The sequence below is a fragment of the Roseateles violae genome (assembly GCF_030410485.1).
Lineage (GTDB): Bacteria > Pseudomonadota > Gammaproteobacteria > Burkholderiales > Burkholderiaceae_C > Roseateles_D > Roseateles_D violae.
This window is the reverse complement of sequence record NZ_JAUHHC010000001.1, coordinates 453,010-476,859: the sequence shown is the minus strand read 5'-3', so window position 1 is coordinate 476,859 and position 23,850 is coordinate 453,010. Positions and strand designations below refer to the sequence as shown.

The 23,850-nt window shown below is 67.5% G+C and carries 23 protein-coding genes; 7 read left to right on the top strand and 16 right to left on the bottom strand.

Annotation, left to right across the window (positions count from 1 at the left end; all coding sequences use genetic code 11):
• Positions 1-26 precede the first annotated feature (26 nt).
• From QWJ38_RS02050 to rbp, 3 genes are all read left to right on the top strand, one after another.
• Entirely contained in the window at positions 27-1,598 is a 1,572-nt protein-coding gene (locus tag QWJ38_RS02050) for an ABC transporter substrate-binding protein (protein WP_290357371.1), read from the top strand.
• A gap of 576 nt (positions 1,599-2,174) precedes the next feature.
• Positions 2,175-2,384: a hypothetical protein gene (locus tag QWJ38_RS02045; RefSeq protein WP_434063944.1), complete on the top strand. Its 210-nt coding sequence runs from the start codon at positions 2,175-2,177 to the stop codon at positions 2,382-2,384.
• A gap of 88 nt (positions 2,385-2,472) precedes the next feature.
• On the top strand, positions 2,473-2,820 hold the full coding sequence (gene rbp, locus QWJ38_RS02040) for an RNA-binding regulator (protein ID WP_290357370.1): 348 nt from the start codon (positions 2,473-2,475) through the stop codon (positions 2,818-2,820).
• A gap of 150 nt (positions 2,821-2,970) precedes the next feature.
• Here the strand turns inward: rbp and QWJ38_RS02035 are convergent, their stop codons facing one another.
• From QWJ38_RS02035 to QWJ38_RS01975, 13 genes are all read right to left on the bottom strand, one after another.
• Positions 2,971-3,984 carry a serine protease gene (locus tag QWJ38_RS02035; RefSeq protein WP_290357369.1) on the bottom strand — a complete coding sequence of 338 codons (1,014 nt, stop codon included), beginning with the start codon at positions 3,982-3,984 and terminating at the stop codon, positions 2,971-2,973.
• 91 nt (positions 3,985-4,075) lie between these two features.
• Entirely contained in the window at positions 4,076-4,288 is a 213-nt protein-coding gene (gene cspE, locus QWJ38_RS02030) for a transcription antiterminator/RNA stability regulator CspE (RefSeq protein ID WP_290357368.1), read from the bottom strand.
• Positions 4,289-5,216: 928 nt separating this feature from the next.
• Positions 5,217-5,399 (bottom strand): hypothetical protein, encoded by a 183-nt coding sequence (locus QWJ38_RS02025; protein WP_290357367.1) that lies wholly within the window; start codon positions 5,397-5,399, stop codon positions 5,217-5,219.
• A gap of 151 nt (positions 5,400-5,550) precedes the next feature.
• Entirely contained in the window at positions 5,551-7,167 is a 1,617-nt protein-coding gene (gene groL / locus QWJ38_RS02020) for a chaperonin GroEL (RefSeq protein ID WP_290357366.1), read from the bottom strand.
• A 58-nt stretch (positions 7,168-7,225) separates the two neighbouring features.
• A complete protein-coding gene (locus tag QWJ38_RS02015; RefSeq protein ID WP_290357365.1) occupies positions 7,226-7,546 on the bottom strand; it encodes a co-chaperone GroES in 321 nt (106 codons plus the stop codon).
• 167 nt (positions 7,547-7,713) lie between these two features.
• Positions 7,714-8,355 (bottom strand): diguanylate cyclase, encoded by a 642-nt coding sequence (locus QWJ38_RS02010; protein ID WP_290357364.1) that lies wholly within the window; start codon positions 8,353-8,355, stop codon positions 7,714-7,716.
• 180 nt (positions 8,356-8,535) lie between these two features.
• Positions 8,536-9,066 (bottom strand): Hsp20/alpha crystallin family protein, encoded by a 531-nt coding sequence (locus QWJ38_RS02005; RefSeq protein ID WP_290357363.1) that lies wholly within the window; start codon positions 9,064-9,066, stop codon positions 8,536-8,538.
• Positions 9,067-9,082: 16 nt separating this feature from the next.
• A complete protein-coding gene (locus tag QWJ38_RS02000; protein WP_290357362.1) occupies positions 9,083-9,475 on the bottom strand; it encodes an Hsp20/alpha crystallin family protein in 393 nt (130 codons plus the stop codon).
• Between the two features lie 25 nt (positions 9,476-9,500).
• Positions 9,501-9,950 carry an Hsp20/alpha crystallin family protein gene (locus QWJ38_RS01995; RefSeq protein WP_290357361.1) on the bottom strand — a complete coding sequence of 150 codons (450 nt, stop codon included), beginning with the start codon at positions 9,948-9,950 and terminating at the stop codon, positions 9,501-9,503.
• 557 nt (positions 9,951-10,507) lie between these two features.
• Positions 10,508-11,032, bottom strand: a complete 525-nt coding sequence (locus QWJ38_RS01990; protein WP_290357360.1) for a hypothetical protein — start codon at positions 11,030-11,032, stop codon at positions 10,508-10,510.
• 182 nt (positions 11,033-11,214) lie between these two features.
• Complete coding sequence (locus tag QWJ38_RS01985) at positions 11,215-12,396, bottom strand: trans-sulfuration enzyme family protein (protein ID WP_290357359.1); 1,182 nt, start codon at positions 12,394-12,396, stop codon at positions 11,215-11,217.
• On the bottom strand, positions 12,393-13,787 hold the full coding sequence (locus tag QWJ38_RS01980) for a cystathionine beta-synthase (protein ID WP_290357358.1): 1,395 nt from the start codon (positions 13,785-13,787) through the stop codon (positions 12,393-12,395). The genes QWJ38_RS01985 and QWJ38_RS01980 overlap by 4 nt, the downstream gene beginning before the upstream one ends.
• A 96-nt stretch (positions 13,788-13,883) precedes the next feature.
• On the bottom strand, positions 13,884-15,749 hold the full coding sequence (locus QWJ38_RS01975) for a B12-binding domain-containing radical SAM protein (protein ID WP_290357357.1): 1,866 nt from the start codon (positions 15,747-15,749) through the stop codon (positions 13,884-13,886).
• Positions 15,750-15,879: 130 nt separating this feature from the next.
• On the opposite strand from QWJ38_RS01975, the gene QWJ38_RS01970 reads away from it, so the two are divergent.
• From QWJ38_RS01970 to QWJ38_RS01960, 3 genes are all read left to right on the top strand, one after another.
• The gene (locus tag QWJ38_RS01970) at positions 15,880-18,195 is read left to right on the top strand and encodes an FdhF/YdeP family oxidoreductase (RefSeq protein WP_290357356.1); all 2,316 of its coding nucleotides are present in this window, start codon (positions 15,880-15,882) and stop codon (positions 18,193-18,195) included.
• Positions 18,173-19,219: a formate dehydrogenase accessory sulfurtransferase FdhD gene (gene fdhD / locus QWJ38_RS01965; protein ID WP_290357355.1), complete on the top strand. Its 1,047-nt coding sequence runs from the start codon at positions 18,173-18,175 to the stop codon at positions 19,217-19,219. The genes QWJ38_RS01970 and fdhD overlap by 23 nt, the downstream gene beginning before the upstream one ends.
• 157 nt (positions 19,220-19,376) lie before the next feature.
• The gene (locus QWJ38_RS01960) at positions 19,377-20,195 is read left to right on the top strand and encodes a glycosyl transferase (RefSeq protein ID WP_290357354.1); all 819 of its coding nucleotides are present in this window, start codon (positions 19,377-19,379) and stop codon (positions 20,193-20,195) included.
• Positions 20,196-20,343: 148 nt separating this feature from the next.
• Here QWJ38_RS01960 and QWJ38_RS01955 read toward each other — a convergent pair whose 3' ends face one another.
• The 3 genes from QWJ38_RS01955 to QWJ38_RS01945 are packed head-to-tail and all read right to left on the bottom strand — an operon-like array spanning position 20,344 to position 22,739.
• Positions 20,344-21,543, bottom strand: coding sequence for a hypothetical protein (locus tag QWJ38_RS01955; RefSeq protein ID WP_290357353.1), 1,200 nt, complete (start codon positions 21,541-21,543; stop codon positions 20,344-20,346).
• A gap of 33 nt (positions 21,544-21,576) precedes the next feature.
• Positions 21,577-22,122, bottom strand: coding sequence for a hypothetical protein (locus QWJ38_RS01950; protein WP_290357352.1), 546 nt, complete (start codon positions 22,120-22,122; stop codon positions 21,577-21,579).
• Entirely contained in the window at positions 22,119-22,739 is a 621-nt protein-coding gene (locus QWJ38_RS01945; RefSeq protein ID WP_290357351.1) for an RNA polymerase sigma factor, read from the bottom strand. Before QWJ38_RS01945 ends, QWJ38_RS01950 begins: the two co-directional genes overlap by 4 nt.
• A gap of 226 nt (positions 22,740-22,965) precedes the next feature.
• Here QWJ38_RS01945 and cysT point away from each other — a divergent pair, with 226 nt between their 5' ends.
• The gene (cysT, locus tag QWJ38_RS01940; RefSeq protein ID WP_290357350.1) at positions 22,966-23,850 is read left to right on the top strand and encodes a sulfate ABC transporter permease subunit CysT; all 885 of its coding nucleotides are present in this window, start codon (positions 22,966-22,968) and stop codon (positions 23,848-23,850) included.

Below are 23,850 nucleotides of genomic sequence, written 5' to 3'. Positions count from 1 at the left end.
AACTTGAACAGATCGGGAGTTATTCGATGAAGTCTCTTGCCGCCCTCGGCCTGCTGCTGGCGCTGACGTCCGCCTCGGCCCAGACCCTGCGCTGGGCCAGCGCCGGCGATGTGCTGACCCTGGACCCCTACTCGCAGAACGAGACGCTGACCAACCAGATGAACGCCCAGGTTTACGAGTTCCTGGTGGCGCGCGACAAGAACCTGAACCTGGTGCCGCAGCTGGCCACCGAGTGGAAGCAGACCGGGCCGCTGAAGTGGACGTTCAAGCTGCGCCCTGGCGTCAAGTTCCACGACGGCCGCCCCTTCACGGCCGACGACGTGGTGTTCTCGATCAAGCGCGCCCAGCAGCCGAGTTCGCAGATCGCCCTGTATGCGAACGCGCTGGGCGAGCCGAAGAAGATCGATGCGCTGACGGTCGAATTCACGCTGCCGCAGGTGAACCCGATCTTTCTGCAGCACATCAACACCGTCTACATCATGAGCAAGGGCTGGGCGGAGGAGAACAAGGCGACGAAGACGCAGGACTTCGCCGCCAAGGAAGAGAGTTATGCCGCCTTCCACGCCAACGGCACCGGTCCCTTCCAGCTGGTCAACCGCGCCCCGGACAGCAAGACCGTCTACCAGCGCTTCGCCGGCTACTGGGGCAAGGTCGAGGGCAATGTGCAGCGGGTCGAATACACGCCGATCAAGAGCGACGCGACGCGCACCGCGGCCCTGGTCTCGGGCGAGGTCGACTTCGTGCTCGACCCCTCGCCGCGCGATCTGGAGCGCCTGGCCGCGACGCCGAACGTCAAGATCGTCAACGGCCCCGAGAACCGCGTGATCTTCCTGGGCCTGGACCAGGCCCGCGACGAGCTGCTCTACGGCAGCAAGGGCATCAAGAACCCGTTCAAGGACCTGCGCGTGCGCCGCGCGCTCTACCAGGCGATCGACATCGAGACGATCAGGAGCAAGCTGATGAACGGCCAGGCCAGCCCGACCGGCGCCGTCGTCGCCTCTCCGCTGGGCAGCTACAACGACCCGGAGATCGAGGCGCGCCTGCCCTACGACCCGGCCGCGGCCAAGAAGCTGCTGGCCGAGGCGGGCCTGGCCAACGGCTTCGAGTTCACGCTGGACTGCCCGAACAACCGCTACGTCAACGACGAGCGCATCTGCATCACCCTGGCCTCGCAATGGGCCAAGGTCGGCGTCAAGACCCGGGTCAATGCCCAGCCCAAGGCGCTGTTCTTCAGCAAGGTCGAGAACCTCGACACCTCGGCCTATCTGTTCGGCTGGGGCGGCTCGATCACCGATGCCGAAAGCGTGTTTGCGACCCACTTCCACAGCCGCGGTGACAAGGGCCTGGGCGAATACAACCGCGGCAACTTCAAGGACCCGGAGCTGGACGCGCTGGTCGAGGCCTCGGCCCGCGAAGCGGACCCCGAGAAGCGCAAGGTCCTGGTCAAGAAGGCCTTTATGCGCGAGAAGGAGCAGGTCCACTACATCCCGCTGCACCGCCAGTTCGTGCCCTGGGCCGCGCGCAGCCATGTCACGGTCGCGCACCGGCCGGACAACTGGCTGGAGTGGCGCTGGGTGACGGTGGCGGCGGGCAAGTAGACCTTGTGATGGAGCGGGCCCCGGCCGCGAGCCTGCTTCTTCGCCACAAACCGGCCCGCGCCGGGGCGACCGGCCAGCGTGCCGAAATTGGTTGACCGCGCACAGCTGACGACTACTGCCCTATATCCGTTTTGCAGCGATTGGAGCCATCGAAGTTGCTGACCTTGCTAGCTGAAAGCAGTCAGCCAATCTCTTCGCGCGCCACTTTCCAAGGCACGCCGCAAGGCCTGCCACGCGACTCTGCTGCCGGAGCTCGGGCGCCCGCGTTGTAGTCGTAGGGCTTCGCGAGTCGTTGGTGAGCCCCGCCCACGGGGCCACAGCTCCATGGCTCCAGAGCCTGGAAACTATAGAGCTATCAGAAATATTGATTGCGTTAACGATAATCACAATGCATAATTGTCGGAAGACGCTCACCAATTGCGCTCCGACAAGAGGCGCTTGGCAACGGTCTGTACCTCGCGACGCCCGTCGCGCTTTCGGCCTGCCGAGCTGCAGCCGACCGAGCCCATCTGCTTATGCGGAACCTGATGGATTCCGCGCCCCTGACTGCCCCCGATCACACACCTCGCCATCCCCATAGGCCCTTACGTCGTCTTGCCAGCGACACATCCGACCCACTGTGGGCGATTTCGAGCTTCGTTTGCGCTGCAGCGTGCTCGTGGGGAGGGGGACTACAGGCGTGTTTTCCGCTTCGACGCCACCTTTGTGTCGCGCGATGCCGCCAAGCTGTTTGCAGTGACCCAAGGCTGCCTGCAGACGTGTCTACGTGACCCGTTTGACCGCTAACCCCGCGAGCCCATCTGCTCCCATCGCGGCCTCATCCATGGCACGCTCAATTGCGCTTCCTGCGCCAACCGTTTTGAAAGGCTCTCCCATGAGCAAGATTTATGTGGGCAATCTGCCCTACTCCGTGACCGATGCAAGCCTCAAGAGCAACTTCTCGGAGTTCGGAGAGGTTGCGTCAGCTAAGGTCATGTTGGACCGAGACACCGGCCAGTCCAAGGGCTTTGGCTTCGTCGAGATGAAGTCTGCCGAGTTTGCTCAGGCGGCAATCGCTGCGTTGCATGGCATGTCGGTCGATGGCCGCTCCATCGTGGTGAACCTGGCTCGTCCGCGCGAGGACCGAGGATCATCCAGCGCATACAGCCCTGTCGGGTACCGGGTCAACAATCGGTCCGATATCGGCTACGGCAATGGCGGCTTCGGTGGCGGCCGCTACTGAGACTCGCCGCTTCGCTTGTCGGCCGGCTCATTGAGGCCGGTTTTTTTTGCTCGCTCTTGACGCACTGGGCTGTGCAGCATGGAGCCCCATGTGCTGGCCGCACCTCGCATGCACGGCATTTCGGCAAGCAATGAAGAGCACCCGAAAGCGCTAGCGCGCCTGAGGCGAGACACGCCAGCAACCGTCGGAAAGGGACATTAAGATGTCCGCGTACCAAGCTCGATGCAGAGCCGAGCTTGACCCGTCTTGGCTTGCTGCTGCGTCGTGGCTATGTATTCCGATCAGCTGCCATCCTTCAAGTCCCTTGCCTGTGCGGTCGACAGTCCGGCGACGGACAACCGCCGATCCAGCACTCGCGGGATGCGAAGGCATCTCGGTGAGGAAGCTGGCCGTGTCTTCGAAGCGCAGGCCGAAAGACGAGGCGATGGCACCGCGGCGCGCCAGAGGGATGCGCTGCGCGTGCGCGGAATCGCCGAGAGGAAAGCTGACGGTCGACACCGGGTCCCCGAGGCCAACGGCTTCTCCGAGGGAGTCGAGATGTGACTCATCGAACGCCAGCGGCATTGCCGAGGCGGGCAGCTCAGCAGGATCGAGGGCCATGACGGCCACATCGACGTCAGCAGCTCCGCGACATCGTCCGCGGCTTCCAGACGGCTGCATCGGAAAGCTCAATGTGTGGCACTTGTCACCCTTGGGGCCAACTGGCAGTTCGATGTCGATCCGGTCCGGCGGCGGTGTTCCGTGATGCCCGACGAGAGCCTGCCGCGTGCTGACCAAGAACAGTTGGGCGCCACGTCGGAAGAAGAAGCCTGTGTTGCGGCACAGCGGGGTTGTATCGACAAAGGCGCTCACACGTGTTGCGGTGAGGAGCAAAGGGTCCAAACCTGGCGGTGCAGTCACACTGGAGGCCAGCAGTTGGCTGCGGCGCAGCAGTGCGCTATTGCGCGCGACTTCCCTCTCGAAGGCTGCGAGCACCACGTCGGACATCTCCGAATTCAGCATCAGTGTTCGCGCGACCTCGGCATGGGCGTCAAACGAGGCTGTCAGCCGGCTCAGGCCGGCAGCTGAAAGGGTGTCGATGACGGCCGGCAGCAGTGCGTCAAGCGCGACCAGCCCGCCCTTCAGCTCGCAGATGCGTTCTGTTGCTTCTTGCAGATTTCTCATCGGAGGCTCCGTCCAGGCCAAAAAAAAGCGCGGCCTGGCCGCGCTTGGGTGGAGCGTCGAGAGCTGCTCGACGCTCGGTGAGGCACGGAACTCAGCTCACGCTGCGGATGTTCGACGCCTGCGGGCCCTTCTGGCCTTGGGTCACCTCGAACTGAACGCGCTGGTTCTCAGCTAGCGTCTTGAAGCCACCGCCCTGGATTTCCTTGAAGTGCGCGAAGAGATCCTTGCCGCCGTCATCGGGGGCGATGAAGCCAAAGCCCTTGCCTTCGTTGAACCATTTCACCGTACCAGTTTGAGTCGACATGTCGATTTCCTTAGAAAACAGCCAGGCGCGAAATTGCCCTAGCGAAGAGACGCCAAGAAAATCGTCAAGGGGGATTCGACTGGAGCGGCAGCAGAACGCTGGCGCGAGTGGAGAGACCTAAGAGCGGATGGTCTTGTGCATATCAGCGAGTCCATAGTAGCCGCAATCGGCCGGCGCCCGCATGTTTATTTCTGCCACCTCAGCGGAGCACAGCGCGTCCCCATTGCCGGCACAGCGTCGAGGAGGGCGATGTCTGCCAGGCCGAGCAGCAGCGAAGACCCCGGGACGATGCACTGTCAGCCGTGTGCTGCTGATACACGCTTGACTTTAGGCCGACTTCTTTTCGTCCGACTCGCTTCAACCCGCTGGCCGTACTGAAAGCAGACAGTGGCGAACTACCGCTATCAGCCTTGAACTGTCCTCCCCGTATCGACGGGCAGGTCCGCGTCGATTGCTGCCTTTCTGCACTCGCCGTCGCACAGATGTTGTCGGCCACTTGCTTGTCCCTGCCGGACATGAGCAGGTTCAATTCGAATGGACGATCTAGGCGGTGTCATCGCCATTCAAAAGTCCATGCAAGATGACAGCGAAATACTGGTCTGGGTGATCACTCTCGCCACCCAAGTACTCGCGCAGTCGTACCTATGCAGACATCAACATCCGCTGGTCGACTTCCGTTCTGGCTGCCAATCACGTGCAAAGCATGGGTTGGTCGAGCACTTGAGCCGCCGGATCGTCTCACGGGTAAGCAGATATGCCTGCAACTTTGGGGCCTCGAGTCGATCGGTCCGGCCTGCTTTCCTGCCCTGCCGGTCAGCGCGGGATGTATAAGAATAATCCATGATCGGAATGCTCATCGTGTTGGAATAGGGCGCCGGGTATCAAAGGTCTCCCGGCGCGCCCGAGTGCAAATGACGCCCAGCTTTCGCTAGTTGAGCATCAGCCGAAAGCCCATCTGAGCCCAGTTGGAAGCGCCCGCGACGCGTGCCTTCACGGCCCGCCAGTGCAAGGCCGGTTCGTCGACCAGCTGACGGCCGTCGACGGCCTGCTCCAGCAGGCGCCGGGCCTCATCAGGCCGCAACGCCGCAGAGCCTGCCAGCCACGCGCGCAAGGCCTGAAGTTCTCTTGCTGGAAGCGGGGCGGGCTGGAGCAAGACGGGCAACTGCCTGCTACGGGCAATCACCCTCGCGCCGCCCGCCCTACCCCAATGGCCCGCTTCCGTCGCGGACCGTTCGGGGCGCGAGGTCGTGGGCCGGTCCATGTCAGAACTCCGTGTCGGCCGGCACTGGCGACCTGGTCTCCTTCGGCTGCTCGGCCACCGTGGCGTCGGTGGTCAGGATCAGTCCGGCGACCGAGACCGCGTTTTGCAAGGCCGAGCGGGTCACCTTGGTGGGGTCGATGACACCCATGGCCAGCAGATCGCCGTACTCACTGGTGGCAGCGTTGTAGCCGTGGTTGCCTTCACCGCGCATGACGCGATCGACGACGACGGACGGCTCATCGCCGGCATTCGCGCTGATCGCCCGAAGTGGGGCTTCCAGCGCCCTCCGCACGATGCCGATGCCGGCATCCTGGTCGGCGTTCGAGCCGCGCAGCGCATCCAGTGAGCGGCAAGCGCGCAGCAGCGCCACGCCGCCGCCAGGGACGATGCCTTCCTCGACAGCCGCCCGCGTGGCATGCAGCGCATCGTCGACGCGGTCCTTCTTCTCCTTCATCTCGACCTCGGTGGCGGCGCCCACGCGGATAACGGCCACGCCGCCCGACAGCTTGGCTAGGCGCTCCTGCAGCTTCTCGCGGTCGTAGTCGGAACTGGCGTTCTCGATCTCGGCGGCAATGGTCTTGCGGCGGGCTTCGATCTGCTCGGGCGTTCCGGCGCCATCGATGATGGTCGTGGCGTCCTTGTGGATGTCCACGCGGCGCGCGCGGCCCAGGTCCGCCAGCGTTGCCTTCTCGAGCTGCTTGCCGACCTCCTCCGCGATCACCGTGGCACCGGTGAGCACCGCGATATCCTGGAGCATGGCCTTGCGGCGATCACCGAAGCCCGGTGCCTTCACCGCCGCGACCTTGAGGATGCCCCGCATGCTGTTGACCACCAGGGTGGCCAGCGCCTCGCCTTCCACTTCTTCCGCGACGATCAGCAGCGGTCGACCGGCCTTGGCGACCTCCTCGAGCACCGGCAAGAGTTCGCGGATGTTCGAGATCTTCTTGTCGCACAGCAGGATGGCCGGGTCGTCCAGCACGGCGGTCTGCTTATCGGGGTTGTTGATGAAGTAAGGTGACAGATAGCCGCGGTCGAACTGCATGCCCTCGACGACGTCGAGCTCACTCTCCAGCGACTTGCCGTCTTCGACCGTGATGACGCCGTGCTGCCCAACCTTCTCCATCGCCTGGGCAATCAGGTCGCCGATGGCAGGGTCGGAGTTGGCTGACAGCGCACCCACCTGCGCGATCTCCTTGCTCGTCGAGCAGGGCTTGGACAGCTTCTTGAGTTCCGCGACGACCGTTTCGCAGGCCTTGTCGATGCCGCGCTTGAGGTCCATCGGGTTCATACCGGTGGCCACGAGCTTCATGCCTTCGATCACGATGGCCTGCGCCAGCACGGTGGCCGTGGTGGTGCCATCGCCGGCCACGTCGCCAGTCTTGGAGGCGACCTGCTTCAGCATCTGCGCGCCCATGTTCTCGAGCTTGTCGCGCAGTTCGATCTCCTTGGCGACCGATACGCCATCCTTGGTGATCACTGGCGCGCCGAAGCTGCGCTCCAGCACGACGTTGCGCCCCTTGGGGCCGAGGGTGACCTTGACGGCCTCAGCGAGGATATTGACGCCCTTCACGATGCGGGCACGGGCTTCGTCACGGAATTGAACTTCCTTGGCAGCCATGGCTTTACTCCTTGAATCTCCTTGAAGTTGAGGGATGGGATTTGATGAATGAACTGTCTCAGGCGGCCCTGAGGGTCGGCGCCGCAGCGCTGGCCTCAATCACCCCGAGAACGTCTTCTTCGCGCAGGACCAGCAGTTCCTGGTCGTCGAGCTTGACCGTCTGGCCTGCGTACTTGCCGAACAGCACCCGCTCGCCGGGCTGGAGCTGCAGCGGCCGCACGGAGCCGTCCTGCAGCAGGCGGCCGGTGCCGACGGCGATGACCTCGCCCTGCTCGGGTTTCTCGGCGGCGGTGTCGGGGATGACGATGCCGGAGGCGGTCTGACGCAGCGGGTCGATGCGCTTGACAATGATGCGGTCGTAGAGGGGACGGATTTGCATCTTGGGTCTCCTTTCAGATGGCAGATGATTGACAAAGGTTGGCGGAACCGAGGCTGCGGTTGGGGACGTCAGCGCTGCCGATTCCGACCGGTCAGTGATCTAGTGCCGGCGCCGGAGATTTCAAGACCTCCCGCCTACGACGGCCTGATCTACAACCACCGGAGCGATCACGGCAAGACGATTCGATCCATGCGTCCTAGCTGATAGCTGCTGCGCGAGACTCGCGTGCCCACGGCGGCCTTGGGCGCCACCGGGCAAGGAGGCAGGCGGCGGCCATCTGGCATCAGGCTGTCGTCCTGCCCTGCGCCACGCCACAGGCCATCGGCCACCGGCCTGAAGTGCCAGCGCACATAGCCGGTTCGGGCCGCGATGTCCCGCATGGCTTCCCGGTCCGGCGCCTCGACGGCGCGTTGTGTCTCGTCGGCGGGATCGAACGGGTTGTCGCCGAACGCCTGTCGGCATGCAAGGGCCTCCTGCACCGAAGCGCCAACGACGTTGCAGCCGCGATGCTCTTCCCGCACCAGATTCCAGGCCCCCTGTTGCCACGCAGCGTCGAGTATCTGCTCGTCGATCTGCGCCAGATCGGCCCAGGCTTGGTTGAGCTGCAGCACCGAACTGGGCAGCGCCACCCGGGGCCAGGGGTCGGCCGAGTCATGCGGCGGCGCGCGTTGCCGCTCGTCGACCGCAAAGCCATGCCAATGAAGCAGGAGCAGCAAGGGCGAAGATCTGCGCGGGAGCGTGCTGAGCACGACGGCGGCCAGAGGCCTGCGCAAGACCTCCACCTGCTGCCGGATGATGTCGAAGATCATGGTCCACCAGATGGAAACTCGAACAGACGGCGCAATTTTTTGACATCTCCGCGCCAAAAATCAAGGGGGGCGACGCTCGCTATCGACCCCGACTTGCATTAGCGGAAGAACGCCGTGCCCACGGCCGTCCGCTGCAGGCGGAACTGGGCCGTGAGCACAGCAGGCTGCGCATGAGCAGCCTCAGGCGCCGCGCACCTCGATGCGGCGATGCGGTGCCAGCTGCTTGCGCGGCAGTTCGATGCGCAGCACGCCGGCCTCGTACGTGGCCTTCGCGCGATCGACGTCCACAGGCACCGGCAGCTGGATGTCCCGCCGGAAGGTGCCGTACGCGCACTGCAGCAGCGCATAGCTGCTATTCGCGCGCTCGGGGTCGTAGCGCTTGCGGCCCAGCACGCAGAGCATTTCGGGGGCGCTCATTTCTATCTGGAAGTCCTCCTGCGCCATGCCGGGCGCCTCGATGCGCACGACCAGCTTGTCGTGCGCGCCGTAGACGTCGACTGCCAGGAAGGCCCAGCGATTGGGAGGCAGCCCGAGGTCCCCGGCGCCGGTCGTGTCTGGTTTGTCGCCGCTGGCGTTGGACGCCTTGACGTCGTCGGCCCAGAAGCGCGTCAATGCGCCGCTGGCCCGCGCGCCGAGTTCGCGCCAGCCCTCCGTCAGCGAATCCCAGGCCTGGCCGGCGCCATGCTTCAACTGCTCGGCGAAGTTGGTCATGGTTTCGGCCCTCCGTTCAGCCCGCGCTGACGGCGATGCGCCTGGGCTGCGCATGCGCCTGTTTGGGAATGCGCAGCGTCAGCACGCCGTCCTTGAGGCTGGCATCGACCTTGGACGTGTCCAGTTCACGGCTGAGCGTGAAGCTGCGGCGCCAGCGCGGTACGCGCAGTTCGGCGTAGATGGCCTCCAGGCCGTTGGGCGTCTGCGGCTGGACCCGCCCCTCGATGAGGAGGGTGTCGCCCTCCACATGCAGCTCGAGCTGGTCACGTGGCACGCCGGGCATGTCGGCCAGCAGCGTGATGCAGGTCTCGTCCTCGAAGACGTCCACGGCCGGTGCCACCGCGCGCTCGTTGACCGTGCTGTCCAGGGCCGTCTGTTGCTTGTCGCTTTGTGTGATCTCCTTGCTCATGATGTTGGCTCCTCGATGAAGGCGATTACTGGATGGCGATGCGCTTGGGTTGCGCGGCTTCGCGGCGCGCGATGCTGACCTGCAGCACGCCGTCGCGGTAGCTGGCCTTGACGTGGTCGGGATCGACGTCATCCGGCAGCGTGACGCTGCGGTCGAAGCGCCCGGTGGCGCGCTCCCTTGCGTAGAAGCGCCGGCGCTCGCTGTCCGCGTCCGGTTGCACGTGTTCGCCGGCCAGGCGCAGCACGCCGCGATCCAGGGTGACCTCGATCTTGCTGACATCCAGGCCGGGGGCGAAGGCGTAGATCTCCACACTCTGAGGCGTGCGCCCCACGTTGATCTGCGGCACGGTGCCGCTCGCGACCGAGCGGATGCTGCTGGGCAGCCCTGACGTGCCGAAGATGTCGTCGAGTTCGCGTTGCAGGCGATCGAATTGTCCGAACAGGCTGTTCGGATGGGTCAGCAATGAATGAAACATGGCTTGATCTCCGTTCAGTGGTGTTCACCGGCCGGGACATCCAGCCGGTCGCATCGTAATTAGGAGCAGGCCAATGCATTTCAAGAGTGCGTCAGACGGCCGAAGAGCAACAAGGCGGCTCAGGTCGCCCTGCGGTGCGCCAGGTTTCGCGAAGGACTGAAATATCCAGCGGGCAACTCCGGCCGTAGTCCGATTGACCGGCATGGATCAGTAGCGTCAGTTCGATAGAGGCCGGACCGGTCATCCAGACCGACTCGGCCTCCGTCCCCATCGAGCGCTCGGTCTCGGGTGCACAGCGGTCATTCCAGTCGCGGTCACCGAATGGCCCGTGATATCAGCTGCAGTCGCTCAGGGTGCCGGCCTCGTATGACTTGGTTCAGCCTAGTACCGAAGTTCAATGAACTTCGGCTCTGGAGCGGAAGCTGCCGCTCGGGGCCTGACTCGCGAACGACTGAAATCAGCCTGGTGGCGACGTCACGTTGACCGTCGACCACTGCGCAGCGGAAGCGGCCATAGCCTCTGGGCGCTTGGTCCCGCGCCTCAGGACCTATCAACGTCTAAGCGTCTCGAAGCTTGCCCAGGATTCGCTCCAGAATCTGCATTTGGGCGTCAATCGCTGACGTTGGGCGTGTCGTCATGCTCCGCTTGGTCTGGGCCCTGTGCATCAACTCCACGACAAAGGACTCCACCTCCCGATGCCTAGCCAACAGCTTCGCAATTTCGGACTGGTTGCTCTCGATATGCCTGTTCAGTTCCTCGACGAGGCAGCGCAAATCCGAATCCAGATAGGCTGTCCGTCGGTAGGAGATTGACCGCCCGCGAAGTACGGCTGGCACATCGTCGTGCTCGGCCCAAAGCTCAACCGACTCTTCCAAAACGTCGAGGTCGATTAGGTACTCATCGCGGAAGCGATTGAGTTTGGCTTCGGCATCTGCGCTATCACTAGGTGCTTCCACCTCAAGGACGACCACTGGCGCTGCTACCTCTGCGCTGAAGTAATCTGGGACGAATCGAGCTCGCAAGCAGTCACCATCGCGTACGACGTCTCGAAGGATGTACCAAGTCTCCAATTGAACTTGCATGTCGTTGCTTCGGGGCTGGGGAGCCTGCGAATGAGTGGTTCGCGATTCTGACCCGGCATTGCGCACATGTAGAGCGGCGCGGGTTGGTACAAGCCCCCGGGTCCGCTAGCCACCTGCTGGTGCCCGGCCAGCGTCCGCCTTCAGCCTGAACCGCCAGCCCGGCGCGCTTGCCGTCGCCATCCCTAGATCGCGGCCAGACCGGCGGCCAGGTCGCGCCGCAGGTCCTCCACATCCTCGATCCCGACCGAGATGCGCACCAGCGCGTCGGTGATGCCCAGCGCGGCGCGCTTGTCGGGCGGGATCGAGGCATGGGTCATCAGCGCCGGCAGCGAGATCAGGCTTTCGACGCCGCCCAGGCTCTCGGCCAGCGCGAAGATCTCCACCCGTTCGAGGAGGCGGCGCGCGCCGGCCAGGTCGGTATCGAGCTGCACGCTGATCATGCCGCCGCCGCCACGGCTCTGGCGCCGACCCAGCGCATGCTGCGGATGGCTGGCCAGGCCCGGGTAATGGACGCGCCGCACCTTGGGTTCGGTCTGCAGCCATTCGGCCAGCTGCAGCGCGCTTTCGTTGTGGCGCTGCATGCGCAGGGCCAGCGTCTTCAGGCCGCGCAGGGCCAGGAAGCTGTCGAAGGGGCCGGCCACCGCGCCGACCGCGTTGTGCAGGAACTCCAGTTGCTCGCGCAGCGCCGCCTGGCGCGGCTCGCCGCCGACGACCAGCACGCCGCTGATCACGTCGCTGTGGCCGTTCAGGTACTTGGTCGCCGAATGCAGCACGACATCGAAGCCCTGCTCCAGCGGCCGCTGCGACCAGGGGCTGGCAAAGGTGTTGTCGGCCACCGCCAGCGCGCCGCCATGGGCGCGCGCGATCTGCCCAACCGCCGCCAGGTCGGTCAGCTTCAAGAGCGGATTGCTGGGCGTCTCGATCCAGATCAGCCGGGTCTCGGGCCGCAGCGCCGCGCGCACCGCCTCGGCCTCGCTGCTGTCGACATAAGTCACCGACAGGCCAGCGCTGTGCCGGCGCACGCGCTCGAACAGGCGGTAGCTGCCGCCATAGAGATCGTCGCCGGCGACGATGTGCGAGCCGGCCGGCAGGCTGTCCAGCAGGGTGGCCATCGCGGCCAGGCCCGAGGCGAAGGCATAGCCCTGCGCGCCGCCCTCCAGATCGGCGATCGCGCGTTCGTAGGCCTGGCGGGTCGGGTTGTGCGTGCGGCCGTATTCGTAGCCCTTGTGCACCCCGGGGCTTTGCTGGCGATAGGTCGAGGTCGCGTAGATCGGCGGCATCACCGCGCCGGTCAGCGGATCCGGATGCTGGCCGCCGTGGATCGCGCGGGTGTCGAAGGCGAGGGGCTTGCTATGGCTTGTCATGCCAGTCCTTTGCGCAGATGGTTGAGGAGGTCGAAGCGGGTGACCAGGCCGTAGAAGGCGCGCTCGTCGGCGATCACGGCGACCAGGCCGGTCTTCAGCTGGGCGATCAGCTCGGCCAGCGGCGCATCGGGCGCCAGGGTCGTCACCGCGGTGCTCATCGCCTCGGCGACGCGGTCCTTGAAGTGGCGCGAGTCCTCGTGCATCTGCGTCAGCAGGTCCGACTCGTCCAGCAGGCCGACCAGCCGCCCCTTGGACAGCACCGGCAGCTGCGAGACATCGGCCTGGCGCATGCGCGAGAAGGCGGTGGCCAGCGTGTCCTCGGGGCCGACGCTGATGACGGCGCCGTCCTCGACGCGGCGCGAGATCAGGTCGCGCAGATTGCCCAGTGTCTGGCGCTGCAACAGCCCCTGGTCGAACATCCAATGGTCGTTGTAGACCTTGGACAGATAGCGGGTGCCGGTGTCGCAGACGAAGCTGACCACGCGCCGCGGCTCGCTCTGCTCGCGGCAGAAGCGCAGCGCCGCCGCCAGCAGGGTGCCGCTGGACGAGCCGGCCAGGATGCCCTCGGCGCGGAACAGCTCGCGCGCGGCGGCGAAGCTGTCGGCGTCGCTGACGCTATAGGCCTGCCGCACGCGGCTGAGGTCGGCGATCGGCGGCACGAAGTCCTCGCCGATGCCCTCGACGGCCCAGGAACCGGCCTCGCCATAGGAGCCGGTCTCGACGAAGTCCTTCAGGATGGAGCCGGCCGGGTCGGCCAGCACCATCTCCACCGCCGGCTGCACCCGGGCGAAGAAGCGCGACAGGCCGGTGATCGTGCCGCCGGAGCCGACGCCGCAGACGATGGCGTCGAGCCGGTGGCCCATCTGCTGCCAGATCTCGGGCGCCGTGGTGGCCTCGTGGGCCAGCGGGTTGGCCGGGTTGTTGAACTGGTCGGCATACCAGGCGCCGGGCAGCTCGGCGGCCAGCCGCGCCGCATAGTCCTGGTAGTACTCGGGATGGCCCTTGCCGACATCGCTGCGGGTGATGCGCACCTCGGCGCCCAGCGCCTTCAGCTGCAGCACCTTCTCGCTGGCCATCTTGTCGGGCACGACCAGGGCGACGCGGTAGCCCTTGGCGCGCGCGACCAGGGCCAGGCCTAGACCGGTGTTGCCGGCGGTCGCCTCGACCACGGTGCCGCCGGGCTGCAGGCGCCCGTCGCGCTCGGCCGTTTCTATCATCGCCAGGCCGATGCGATCCTTGATCGAGCCGCCCGGGTTCTGCGATTCCAGCTTCAGGAAGAGCTGGCAGCGGCCGGTGTCCAGGCGCTGGATCGGCAGCAGCGGCGTGTTGCCGATCAGGTCGAGCACGGCGGGACGCGGCGGCGACGACGATGGCGCTTTTGGCTTGCTCATGCCTGCTTCCTTCGCAGGAGCGCGACGGGCTCCTCTTCGCCCCATCATCGCCACTTGGTGGCGACGAAACAACCGGCCCGCCGGCCGGGCCCAGGCTCAGTAGGGCTGAGCCAGCGCGCGCGCGATCCGGTGCCGGTGCACGCTAGGCTTGGGGACCTTGACGCTGAACCAGCTGCGCACGTCTTCTTCCAGGCCGATGCCGTGCATGAAGTTGTAGATCGCCTTCTTCAGCGCCTGGCCCATCGCATCGTGGTCGACGCCCGTCGGGTCGACGAAGCCGACGTCGTTCTTGGCAAACGGGCTGTCCGGCAGCGGCAGCAGCGTCACGCCATATTCCTCCGGCGCCTGGCCGACCGGCGAGTGCACGGTGCAGGCGAAGCGGTGGAAGAAGCCGCTCTGGATGCAGCCCTGCTCGAAGAGCTGGCGCACGTATTCGAGCGCGTCCACGGTGTCCTGCACCGTCTGCGTCGGGAAGCCGTACATCAGATAGGCATGGACCAGGATGCCGGCGTCGGTGAAGGCGCGCGTGACGCGCGCGACCTGCTCGACCGAGACGCCCTTTTTCATCAGCTTCAGCAAGCGGTCCGAGGCAACCTCCAGCCCGCCCGAGATCGCGATGCAGCCGCTGTCGGCCAGCTGCTGGCACAGCTCCGGCGTGAACGACTTCTCGAAGCGGATATTGCCCCACCAGGAGATGCCCAGCTGGCGCTGCTGCAGCTCGGCCGCCAAGGCCTTCAGCGCCTTCGGCGGCGCGGCCTCGTCGACGAAGTGGAAGCCGGTCTGGCCGGTCTCGGCGACGATCGCCTCGATGCGGTCCACCAGGGTCGCGGCCGAGGCGCCCTCGTAGCGCGAGATGTAGTCCAGCGAGACATCGCAGAAGCTGCACTTCTTCCAGTAGCAGCCATGCGCCACCGTCAGCTTGTTCCAGCGCCCGTCCGACCAGAGCCGGTTCATCGGGTTCAGCATGTCCAGCAGGGACAGGTACCGGTCCAGCGGCAGGCCGTCCCAGGTCGGCGTGCCGACCTCGGCGAAGGCGATGTCGGGCTCGACGAAGTTGATGTACTTCACCGCCCCGTCCTCGCGGACAAAGCTGCGGACCAGGCGCTGCCTGGAGCGCTTGCCGGCGACATGCTCGAGCAGCGCCAGCAGCGGCCGCTCGCCGGCATCCAGGGTCACGTAATCAAAGTAGTCGAACACGCGCGGCTCCTTCAGCTCGCGCAGCTCGGTGTTGACGAAGCCGCCGCCCAGCACGGTGACGATGGCCGGGTCCTGCGCCTTGATCGCCTGCGCGATGCGGAAGGCCGCGTAGACGGCGCCGGGGAAGGGCACCGAGACCAGCACCACCTGCGGCCGGTGCCGTTCGATAGCCGCCATCGTCAGCGCGCGCAGCTCCTCATCGACCAGATTCGGCGCCGCCGCCAGCGCCTGGGCCAGCGGCTCGAAGGTCGGCTGGCTGGTCGCCAGCTGCTCGGCATAGCGGACGAACTCGAAGCGCGGATCGACCGCCTCGCGCAGCACGTCGGCCAGATCGTTCAGATAGAGCGTCGCCAGATGGCGGGCGCGGTCCTGCAGGCCTAAAGCGCCGAAGGCCCAGGCCAAGGGATCGCCGCCGTCCTCGTCGATATAGACGTCCAGCGAGCCAAAGCGCGGTCCCTCGGGCAGGAACTGGCGGCCATTGATGCGGTGCGCCAGGGTCGGGTCCTTGCCCTGCAGAAAGGCGATCACCGGCGTGATCGTCGTGCGGTAGCGCTCGTACTCGGCCTCGAAAGCCTGCACGCTGGGCGTGCGCTGCGAATCGCCCAGCGCCCGCGCCTTCTCGTGCAGCGCCGCCAGGCCCTCGCGCGAGAACAGCCGCAGCATCAGCGCCAGCGCCAGGTCCTCCTGCCGCGCATCGAAGCCGCGCGAGCGCAGAAAGCCGGTCAGGTAGGCGGTCGAGGGGTAGGGCGTGTTCAGCTGCGTCATCGGCGGGATGAGCGAGAGCACGCGGAGGTCGGCAGGAAGCACGGCGGGCGGCAGGTCGGGGCGGAGGAGGGCCTCATTTTGCCAGCCGGGTCCGCGAGCAGGGCCGCGGCGCAATGGCGACAATGGCGCCATGAGCAAGAGCAGCAACGAGGGCAAGAAGATCGAGGCCTACGGCGGCCCGGCCGGCGGCTGGGGCGCGCTGAAGAGCGTCGCCGTCCATCTGCACCAGCAGGGCATCGCCGCCAAGGGCGCCAAGACCCTGCTGTCGGCCAACCAGCCGGACGGCTTCGACTGCCCCGGCTGCGCCTGGCCCGACCGCAAGCACACCTCGTCCTTCGAGTTCTGCGAAAACGGCGTCAAGGCCGTCGCCGCCGAAGCGACCGCGCGGCGCGCGACGCCGGCCGTGATCGGCGCGCGCACGGTCAGCGAATGGGCGCAGGAGTCGGACCATGCGCTGGAAGGCCTGGGCCGGCTGACCGAGCCCATGGTCTATGAGCAGAGCAGCGACCGCTACCGCGCAATCGCCTGGGACGAGGCCTTTGCCCTGATCGCCGGCGAGCTGCGTGCGCTGGCCGACCCGAACGAGGCGATCTTCTACACCTCGGGCCGCACCAGCAACGAGGCCGCCTTCCTCTACCAGCTCTTCGTGCGCGAGTTCGGCACCAACAACTTCCCCGACTGCTCGAATATGTGCCACGAGCCCAGCGGCGACGCGCTGAAGGCGGCGATCGGCGTCGGCAAGGGCACGGTGACACTGGACGATTTCGAGCTGGCCGACGCGATCTTCATCTTCGGCCAGAACCCCGGCACCAACCATCCGCGCATGCTGGGCGAGCTGCGCGAAGCCAGCAAGCGGGGCGCGAAGATCGTCAGCTTCAACCCGTTGCGCGAGCGCGGGCTGGAGCGCTTTGCCAATCCGCAGAACGCGCTGGAGATGGCGACGCTGGGCTCGACGCCGATCAGCAGCCACTACTACCAGCTGAAGATCGGCGGCGACCTGGCCGCGCTGAAGGGCATCTGCAAGCGCCTGATCGAGCTGGACGAGATCGAGCCCCTGCTGGACCGGGCGTTCATCGCCGCGCACACGAGCGGTATCGACGCGCTGCTCGAAGATCTGCGCGCCGAGTCCTGGGACTTGATCATTGCCGAGTCGGGCCTGACGAAGGCGCAAATCGACGAGGCGGCCGCGATCTATGCCAAAGCCGAGCGCGTGATCTGCTGCTGGGGCATGGGTATCACCCAGCACCGCCATGCGGTGGCGACGATCCAGATGATCGCCAATCTGCTGCTCTTGCGCGGCCATCTGGGCCGGCCCGGCGCCGGCGTCTGCCCGGTGCGCGGCCACAGCAATGTGCAGGGCGACCGCACGATGGGCATCTACGAGAAGCCGGCCGCGGCCTTTCTGGACCGGCTGGGCGAGGTGTTCCAGTTCGAGCCGCCGCGCGAGCCGGGCGTCGACACCATCGGCGCGATCGAAGCGATGCTGGCCGGCCGCGCCAAGGTCTTCATCGCGATGGGCGGCAATTTCGCCGCCGCGACGCCGGACACGGCGGCCACCTGGCGGGCCCTGGCCCGCTGCGAGCTGACCGTCCATGTGGCGACCAAGTTCAACCGCAGCCATCTGGTGCACGGCCGCCGCGCGCTGGTGCTGCCGGTGCTGGGCCGCACCGAGATCGATGTGCAGGCCGCGGGCCCGCAGGGCATCACCGTCGAGGATTCGATGAGCATGGTCCATCTGTCGATGGGCCTGAACGCGCCGGCCTCCGAGCATCTGCTGTCCGAGCCGATGCTGATCGCGCGCCTGGCTGTCGCGACCCTGCCCGAGAGCCGCACGCCCTGGCTGGCGCTGGCCGGCGACTATGCGCTGATCCGCGACAAGATCGCGGCGGTGTTCCCCGACTTCGCCGGCTTCAACGAGAAGATCAGGACGCCCGGCGGCTTCCGCCTGCGCAACACCGCCAGCGAGCGGGTCTGGGCCACCGATTCCGGCAAGGCCGAGTTCCGCGTCCATCCGGTGCCGACCGACACGGCGGTGCATCGCGCGCGCGACGCAACCGGCCGCGACACGCCGGTGTTCGCGCTGGCGACGGTGCGCTCGCACGACCAGTACAACACGACGATCTACGGCCTGGACGACCGCTACCGCGGCGTCTACGGCCATCGCCGGGTGGTCTTCATCAACGCCGAGGACCTGCGCGCGATCGGCCTCAAGGCCGGCGACTGGGTCGACCTGACCAGCCTCTACGCCGACGGCGCCGGCGGCTTCGAGCAGCGCCGGGCCGAGCGCTTCCTGCTGGTCGAGTACGACATCCCGCGCGGCTGCCTGGCCAGCTACTACCCGGAGACCAATCCGCTGGTGCCGCTGCAGAGCTTCGCGATCGGCGCGCGCACGCCGACCTCCAAGTCGATCCCGGTGACGCTCCGTGTCTCGACCGCCACCGCCTGAGAGCCTGCGCCTGCTGGCCGAGCTCGACGAAGGAGGCGGCCGCGGCGTCGCGCTGACCCGCCTGGCCAAGCGGCTGGGCGTCGGCGTCAGCGTGCTGATGCGCGAGTACAGCGGGCTGGGCGAGGCGGTGCTGGGCGGCCTCGAAGGCCCCGGCTGGGTGCGGCTGGAATGCGAGCCGGGCGGCCGCTGGCTGGCCCATCTGACCGAGCGCGGCCGCGCGCTGGCGGGCGCGGACGAGGCCGCCGCGCCGGCGCCGCTGCGCGCGCTGACGGTGCAGCGCCTGGCCGGCGCCGGCGGCCAAGCCGAGGCCGACGAGGTGGCCGTCGAGACGCCGGTGGCCCTGGTCTTCAACGGCATCTCGCAGGCGGTGATGATGGCCACGCCGGCCGATCTGGAGGCCTTCGCGCTGGGCTTCGCGCTGTCCGAGGGCCTGCTGCGGGCGCGCGAGGAATGCTTCGGCATCGAGCTGCGGAACGGGCCGGACGGCTGCGAGGTCCATCTGCAGGTGGCCGCCGCCGCCGAGATGCGGCTGAAGGAGCAGCGCCGCAATCTGGCCGGCCGCACCGGCTGCGGTCTCTGCGGCATCGACAGCCTGCGCAGCCTCGAACTGGACCCGGCGCCGCTGAGCCGGCCGGCGCCGGTGAGGCCGGACGCGGTGCGGCGCGCGATCGAGCAGCTGCCGGCCTGGCAGCCGCTCAATGCGCGCAGCGGTGCCCACCACGCGGCCGCCTGGGCCGGCCTGGACGGCGAGTTGCGGCTGGCGATGGAGGATGTCGGCCGGCATAACGCGCTGGACAAGCTGCTCGGCCGCCTGCTGCTGGAGCGCCGGCCCTGCGAGGACGGCTTCGTCGTGATGAGCAGCCGCGCCAGCTACGAGCTGGTGCTCAAGTGCGTGCGCCTGGGCGTGCCGGCGCTGGCGACGATCTCGGCGCCCACCTCGCTGGCCGTCGACATCGCGCGCCGCGCACGCCTGCAGCTGTACGGCTTCTGCCGCGGCGAGCAGACGGTGCGCTACACCGACTGAGCTCCGCGACGGCGGGCACGCCATCTGCTTGTCCATCCCACGACGCGCGTGCGATTGGGAGCGTGCTTTTTACGGATCTTTACCTTGCGGTTCATCCGGGAAACCCGTGCTTCCTAAAATTTTCGCAACAACAACGTTGCCCCGGGGAGAGCAGTACATGAAGCAGATCATCTGCGTGAAATGGGGCCAGAAGTTCGGCCCCGACTATGTGAATCGCCTCTACGGCATGGTCCGCCGCAATATCAGCGGGCCCTTCCGCCTGGTCTGCCTGACCGACGATGCGCGCGGCCTGCGCCGCGAGGTCGAGGCCTATGCGCTGCCCGAGCTGGGCTGCGCGGCGCCACAGCGCAGCATGGGCAAATGGCGCAAGCTGGTGCTCTGGGGCGCAGAGTTGCCGGCGCTGACCGGCCTCAGCGGCCCGGTGCTGTTCATCGATCTCGACTCGGTCATCGTCGACAACATCGATGGCTATTTTTCATACGGCGACCCTGAGGACGTGATCCTGGCGCGCAACTGGGCCAAGCCGCTGCAGCGCCTGGGCCAGACCTCGGTGTTCCGCTTCCCGGCCGGCCGCCATCCGCAGATCCTGGCGCATTTCCGCGCCAATCCGCAGGGCATCGCCGACCGCTGCCGCTTCGAGCAGCACTACATCACCGAGGCGGTGCCCGGCGGCATCAAGTTCTGGCCCGAGGCCTGGACCCGACATTTCCGCCTGCACTGCCTGCCGCCGTTTCCGCTGCGCTACTTCATGCCAGCCCGCCTGCCGCAAGGCGCCAAGATCGTCACCTTCCCAGGCGGGCCGAATCCCAGCGATGTGCAGCTGGGCCGCTGGTCCGAGGAACAGCCGGCCCATCCGGGGCGGCTCGCCCATCTGCGCGCCGGCTTCGGCCCCGGCCGCCACGAGGCCAAGCTCTGGCGCCACCTGACCCGCTTCGTGATGCCGGTCGGGTGGATCGGAGAGCATTGGATCGAGTGACTGTGGGCCCCCGCTCGCGCGCGGCCTGGGGCCGCGGCGCGAGCCGCCCCCCGAGGGGGCGCAGCTGAACGCGCGGCGTGCCGCGCGCTCAGCTGCCCCTGAAATCGTCCTTGGGGCGGCCCGGCGGACGATTTCAAATGCCTTGCGCTCAGCCCTTTGCCGTCGAGGCCGATGAGCCGGGCCTGGCCGGCATCGCCGGTGTCGCCGGCCGGGCCGCGGCGCGCGGCGTCACGATGCTGTAGTCGGCCGGCACCTTCATCAGTGCCGCATCGGGCTCGCCGCGCTTCAGGTTCTGCAGCCGGTAGTTGACCTCGCCGCTGCGCGGGTCGAAGTCGCGCGTGGCCACCGTCAGCATCAGCTCGGGCGAGGTCCAGACCTCGCGGGTGATGACGATGGGCTTCTCGTTGCCGACCTTGCCGGCTTCGATGGTCCAGCTGGTGCGTTCGCCATTGAGCTTCAGCCCTTCCATCTCCTTGCTGCCCAGCGAGCTCACCGTGCCGGCGCCGCGCGGCGCGAAATGGGCGGCGCGCAGCATGACGGCGGGCGGCGCCTGCACGGCCGGCAGCGGCGGCAAGCCGGGCGTGCCCTCGCCGTTGATGCGCATCACCTGCACCTGCACCTCGCGGCGCTCGCGGCCCTGGGCGTCCTTGCCGGCGTTCTCGGTCTGCGTGATGAGGACCGGCAGTGGGGCGGCCGGCGGCAGCGGCGCGGCGGGCGGCGCCGGCGGATGCGGCGGCAAGCTCGCGCCGGTCCTGAGCTGCTCGCGCACCTTCTGCGCCCATTCGCGCATGTGCTCGCCGTAATCGCGCCAGGCGGCGTTGTCGATCTCGGCATGCGCCATCACCGCGCCGAGCTTGCGCGCGGTCTTGCGCTCGACATCGAGCACCCAGCTTTCCTTGGCGACCGGGTCGCGCAGATAGACCAGATTGCGCCGGCCATTGCGCTCGAGCTCCTGGCGCGTGCGGCCCTCACCGTCGCGGCACAGCCGCGTGCTCTGGCTGCGCACGATGCGATTGCCGTCGGCCAGCGGCTGCACCGTCTCGTGCAGCGCATCGGCGCAGTAGGGCGCGCCCTTGACCAGGCGCTCCTGGCCCAGCTCATGGCGGACGAAGGCCATGTTCTCCTCGGCGGCCAGCGCGGCCGCCTGCGCCTCGGTGGCGGCGACCGTGGCGGCGGCCGCGGCCTGCGCATGAGCCTGGGCATGGACCTGCGCTTCCTGCGCCGCACGGGCGGCCTGGGCCGCCTGGGCATCGGGCGCCGGCGTCTGGGCGAAGGCGGCGGCGCAGCCGGCAGCCAGCAGCAGCGGCGCGAAGCGCGCGGCGGGGGGAAGCAGGGTGGAGGTGTTCATCGCGGGCCTCATCGTTGTCATAAAGAAATGGTTTCAGCGCAGCAGGCGCACGGCCAGCACATCGCCGGACGCATGCATCAGCAGTTCGGCCGGCACGCGCTCGCCGGCCTGGGCCGGGTCGTAGGGCAGGCCCAGCAGCGCCAGCCGTTCGCGCGGCAGCTCGGTGGCGACCACCCAGGCGGTGCCAACCTGGGCACCCTGGCCCTCGGCCTCCTGCAGATAGCTGGCCCAGCGCTCGCCGGAGACCAGGGGCAGGAAGCCGCTGGCGCTGCGGCGCTCGACCGCGTCCTGCGGCGCCGGCGGCTCCAGGCTCAGCAGCAGGCCGGCGCCCAGCAGCAAAAAGGCGCAGCAGGCGGCGCCCGACCAGGCCAGCGGCCGCGCCAGGCTCAGCCGCGGCCACCAGCGGGCCAGCCAGCTCTCGGGCTTCGCATCGCCGCGCAGCGCGCGCCGCATCGCCGCCAGGGTGGCGGCCTCCTGCGCCGGCGGAATCGGCTGGCGGGCCAGCTCGTCGGCGCCGGCCAGCAGCCAGTCGCCCAGCGGCCGCAGCGCCCGGCCGTCCTCGTTGATCTTGCTACTCATCGCTGCTGTACTCCTGCGGCGGCGCCGTTCAGCAAGGCCGCCAGACGCTGGCGGGCCCGGTGCAGCCGGGTCCGCAAGGTGTTGATCTCGACGCCGGCAATGCGGGCCGCCTCCATATAGGCGCGTTCCTGCAGGTCGACCAGCACCAGCGCCTCGCGAAAGGGCCAGGGCAGCGCCTGGATCGCGCGCCAGAGCTCGGCCTGGTCCTGGGCGCGCACCAGCAGCGCCTCCGGCGACTCGGCACCGCCGCCGGCGTCTGCCCTGCCTGCCTCGTCCTCGTCCGGCGCCTCGGCGAGCTGCTGGCGCGCCTCGCGCCAGCGCGCCAACAGGCTGTGGCGCGCCATGCCGGCCAGATAGGCGCCCAAGCTGCCGCGCAGCGGGTCGAAGCCCTCCGGCCGCGCCGCCAGCGCGACAAAGGCGTCCTGCATCGCGTCGCCGGCCCAGGCCGCGTTGCCGCTGAGCGCCAGCGCATAGCGGTAGACCGGCCCGGACTCGCGCCGGTACAGCGGCTCCAGCGCATCGGCATCGCCGCGCCGCAGCCGCGCCAGCAACTCGACCAGCTCGGCCGCACTCTGGGGCCCGGCGCCGCGCTGTTCCGCGGGGACGAAGCCCATCATGGACGGCGCCGCGGGCGGCGGCGAGGGGCGGTCGGGGTCGGCGGCATGGCGGTTCGGGCGGGTTTCCTGTCTCTATTGCAAGGCGGGCAGCAAAAGTTCCCGGCCATTGCAGCAATTTGGGAATGCTTTTTATGGATAAGCAAATTTGAAATGTGTAGTTCCTGGAATAAGCGCTTGTTGGCAAGCTGTCGGTCCCGCCCCGAAAAGCCCGACGACAAGACCCGCGATGAGCAATGCCGCCGCCCTGCCCCTGCCTGCCGCCGCCCGCGCGCCGGCCACGCGCCGCCTGCGCCGTCGCGTGCTGCCCGGCTTCGGCGCCAGCCTGGGCTTCACCCTGTTCTATCTGTCGCTGCTGGTGCTGATCCCGCTGTCGGCCATCTTTCTGAAGTCCTTTTCGGCCGGCTGGGATGCATTCTGGGCCGCCGCGAGCTCGCCGCGGGTGCTGGCCTCCTACCGGCTGAGCTTCGGCGCCTCGCTGCTGGCCGCGGCGATCAACACGGTGTTCGGCCTGATCCTGGCCTGGTCGCTGGTGCGCTATGAATTTCCCGGCAAGAAGATCGTCGATGCGCTGATCGACCTGCCCTTTGCCTTGCCGACCGCCGTCGCCGGCATCGCACTGACGGCGCTGTACGCCGGCAATGGCTGGCTGGGCAAACTGCTGGAGCCGCTGGGTGTGAAGGTCGCCTTCACGCCGCTGGGCGTGCTGGTGGCGCTGATCTTCATCGGCCTGCCCTTCGTCGTGCGCACCGTGCAGCCGGTGCTGCAGGATCTGGAAAGCGAGCTCGAGGAGGCGGCCGCCTCGCTGGGCGCCAGCCGCACGCAGACCCTGCGCCGCGTGGTGCTGCCGATGCTGACCCCGGCCCTGCTGACCGGCTTCGCGCTGGCCTTCGCGCGCGCCGTCGGCGAATACGGCTCGGTGATCTTCATCGCCGGCAACATCCCGCTGGTCTCCGAGATCACGCCGCTGATGATCATCTCCAAGCTGGAGCAGTACGACTATGTCGGCGCGACGGCGATCGCGGCGGTGATGCTGATCTTCTCCTTCGTGCTGCTGCTGGCCATCAACGGCCTGCAGGCCTGGAGCGGGCGGCGCCATGGGGAGGAGCTCTGA

Bases quoted from the DNA above. Each gene is read 5' to 3' on its own strand.
- QWJ38_RS02050 (WP_290357371.1), top strand. From the start codon at position 27: ATGAAGTCTCTTGCCGCCCTCGGCCTGCTGCTGGCGCTGACGTCCGCC.
- rbp (WP_290357370.1), top strand. From the start codon at position 2,473: ATGAGCAAGATTTATGTGGGCAATCTGCCCTACTCCGTGACCGATGCA.
- QWJ38_RS02035 (WP_290357369.1), bottom strand. From the start codon at position 3,984: ATGAGAAATCTGCAAGAAGCAACAGAACGCATCTGCGAGCTGAAGGGC.
- cspE (WP_290357368.1), bottom strand. From the start codon at position 4,288: ATGTCGACTCAAACTGGTACGGTGAAATGGTTCAACGAAGGCAAGGGC.
- groL (WP_290357366.1), bottom strand. From the start codon at position 7,167: ATGGCTGCCAAGGAAGTTCAATTCCGTGACGAAGCCCGTGCCCGCATC.
- QWJ38_RS02015 (WP_290357365.1), bottom strand. From the start codon at position 7,546: ATGCAAATCCGTCCCCTCTACGACCGCATCATTGTCAAGCGCATCGAC.
- QWJ38_RS02010 (WP_290357364.1), bottom strand. From the start codon at position 8,355: ATGATCTTCGACATCATCCGGCAGCAGGTGGAGGTCTTGCGCAGGCCT.
- QWJ38_RS02005 (WP_290357363.1), bottom strand. From the start codon at position 9,066: ATGACCAACTTCGCCGAGCAGTTGAAGCATGGCGCCGGCCAGGCCTGG.
- QWJ38_RS02000 (WP_290357362.1), bottom strand. From the start codon at position 9,475: ATGAGCAAGGAGATCACACAAAGCGACAAGCAACAGACGGCCCTGGAC.
- QWJ38_RS01995 (WP_290357361.1), bottom strand. From the start codon at position 9,950: ATGTTTCATTCATTGCTGACCCATCCGAACAGCCTGTTCGGACAATTC.
- QWJ38_RS01990 (WP_290357360.1), bottom strand. From the start codon at position 11,032: ATGCAAGTTCAATTGGAGACTTGGTACATCCTTCGAGACGTCGTACGC.
- QWJ38_RS01985 (WP_290357359.1), bottom strand. From the start codon at position 12,396: ATGACAAGCCATAGCAAGCCCCTCGCCTTCGACACCCGCGCGATCCAC.
- QWJ38_RS01980 (WP_290357358.1), bottom strand. From the start codon at position 13,787: ATGAGCAAGCCAAAAGCGCCATCGTCGTCGCCGCCGCGTCCCGCCGTG.
- QWJ38_RS01975 (WP_290357357.1), bottom strand. From the start codon at position 15,749: ATGACGCAGCTGAACACGCCCTACCCCTCGACCGCCTACCTGACCGGC.
- QWJ38_RS01970 (WP_290357356.1), top strand. From the start codon at position 15,880: ATGAGCAAGAGCAGCAACGAGGGCAAGAAGATCGAGGCCTACGGCGGC.
- QWJ38_RS01960 (WP_290357354.1), top strand. From the start codon at position 19,377: ATGAAGCAGATCATCTGCGTGAAATGGGGCCAGAAGTTCGGCCCCGAC.
- QWJ38_RS01955 (WP_290357353.1), bottom strand. From the start codon at position 21,543: ATGAACACCTCCACCCTGCTTCCCCCCGCCGCGCGCTTCGCGCCGCTG.
- QWJ38_RS01950 (WP_290357352.1), bottom strand. From the start codon at position 22,122: ATGAGTAGCAAGATCAACGAGGACGGCCGGGCGCTGCGGCCGCTGGGC.
- QWJ38_RS01945 (WP_290357351.1), bottom strand. From the start codon at position 22,739: ATGATGGGCTTCGTCCCCGCGGAACAGCGCGGCGCCGGGCCCCAGAGT.
- cysT (WP_290357350.1), top strand. From the start codon at position 22,966: ATGAGCAATGCCGCCGCCCTGCCCCTGCCTGCCGCCGCCCGCGCGCCG.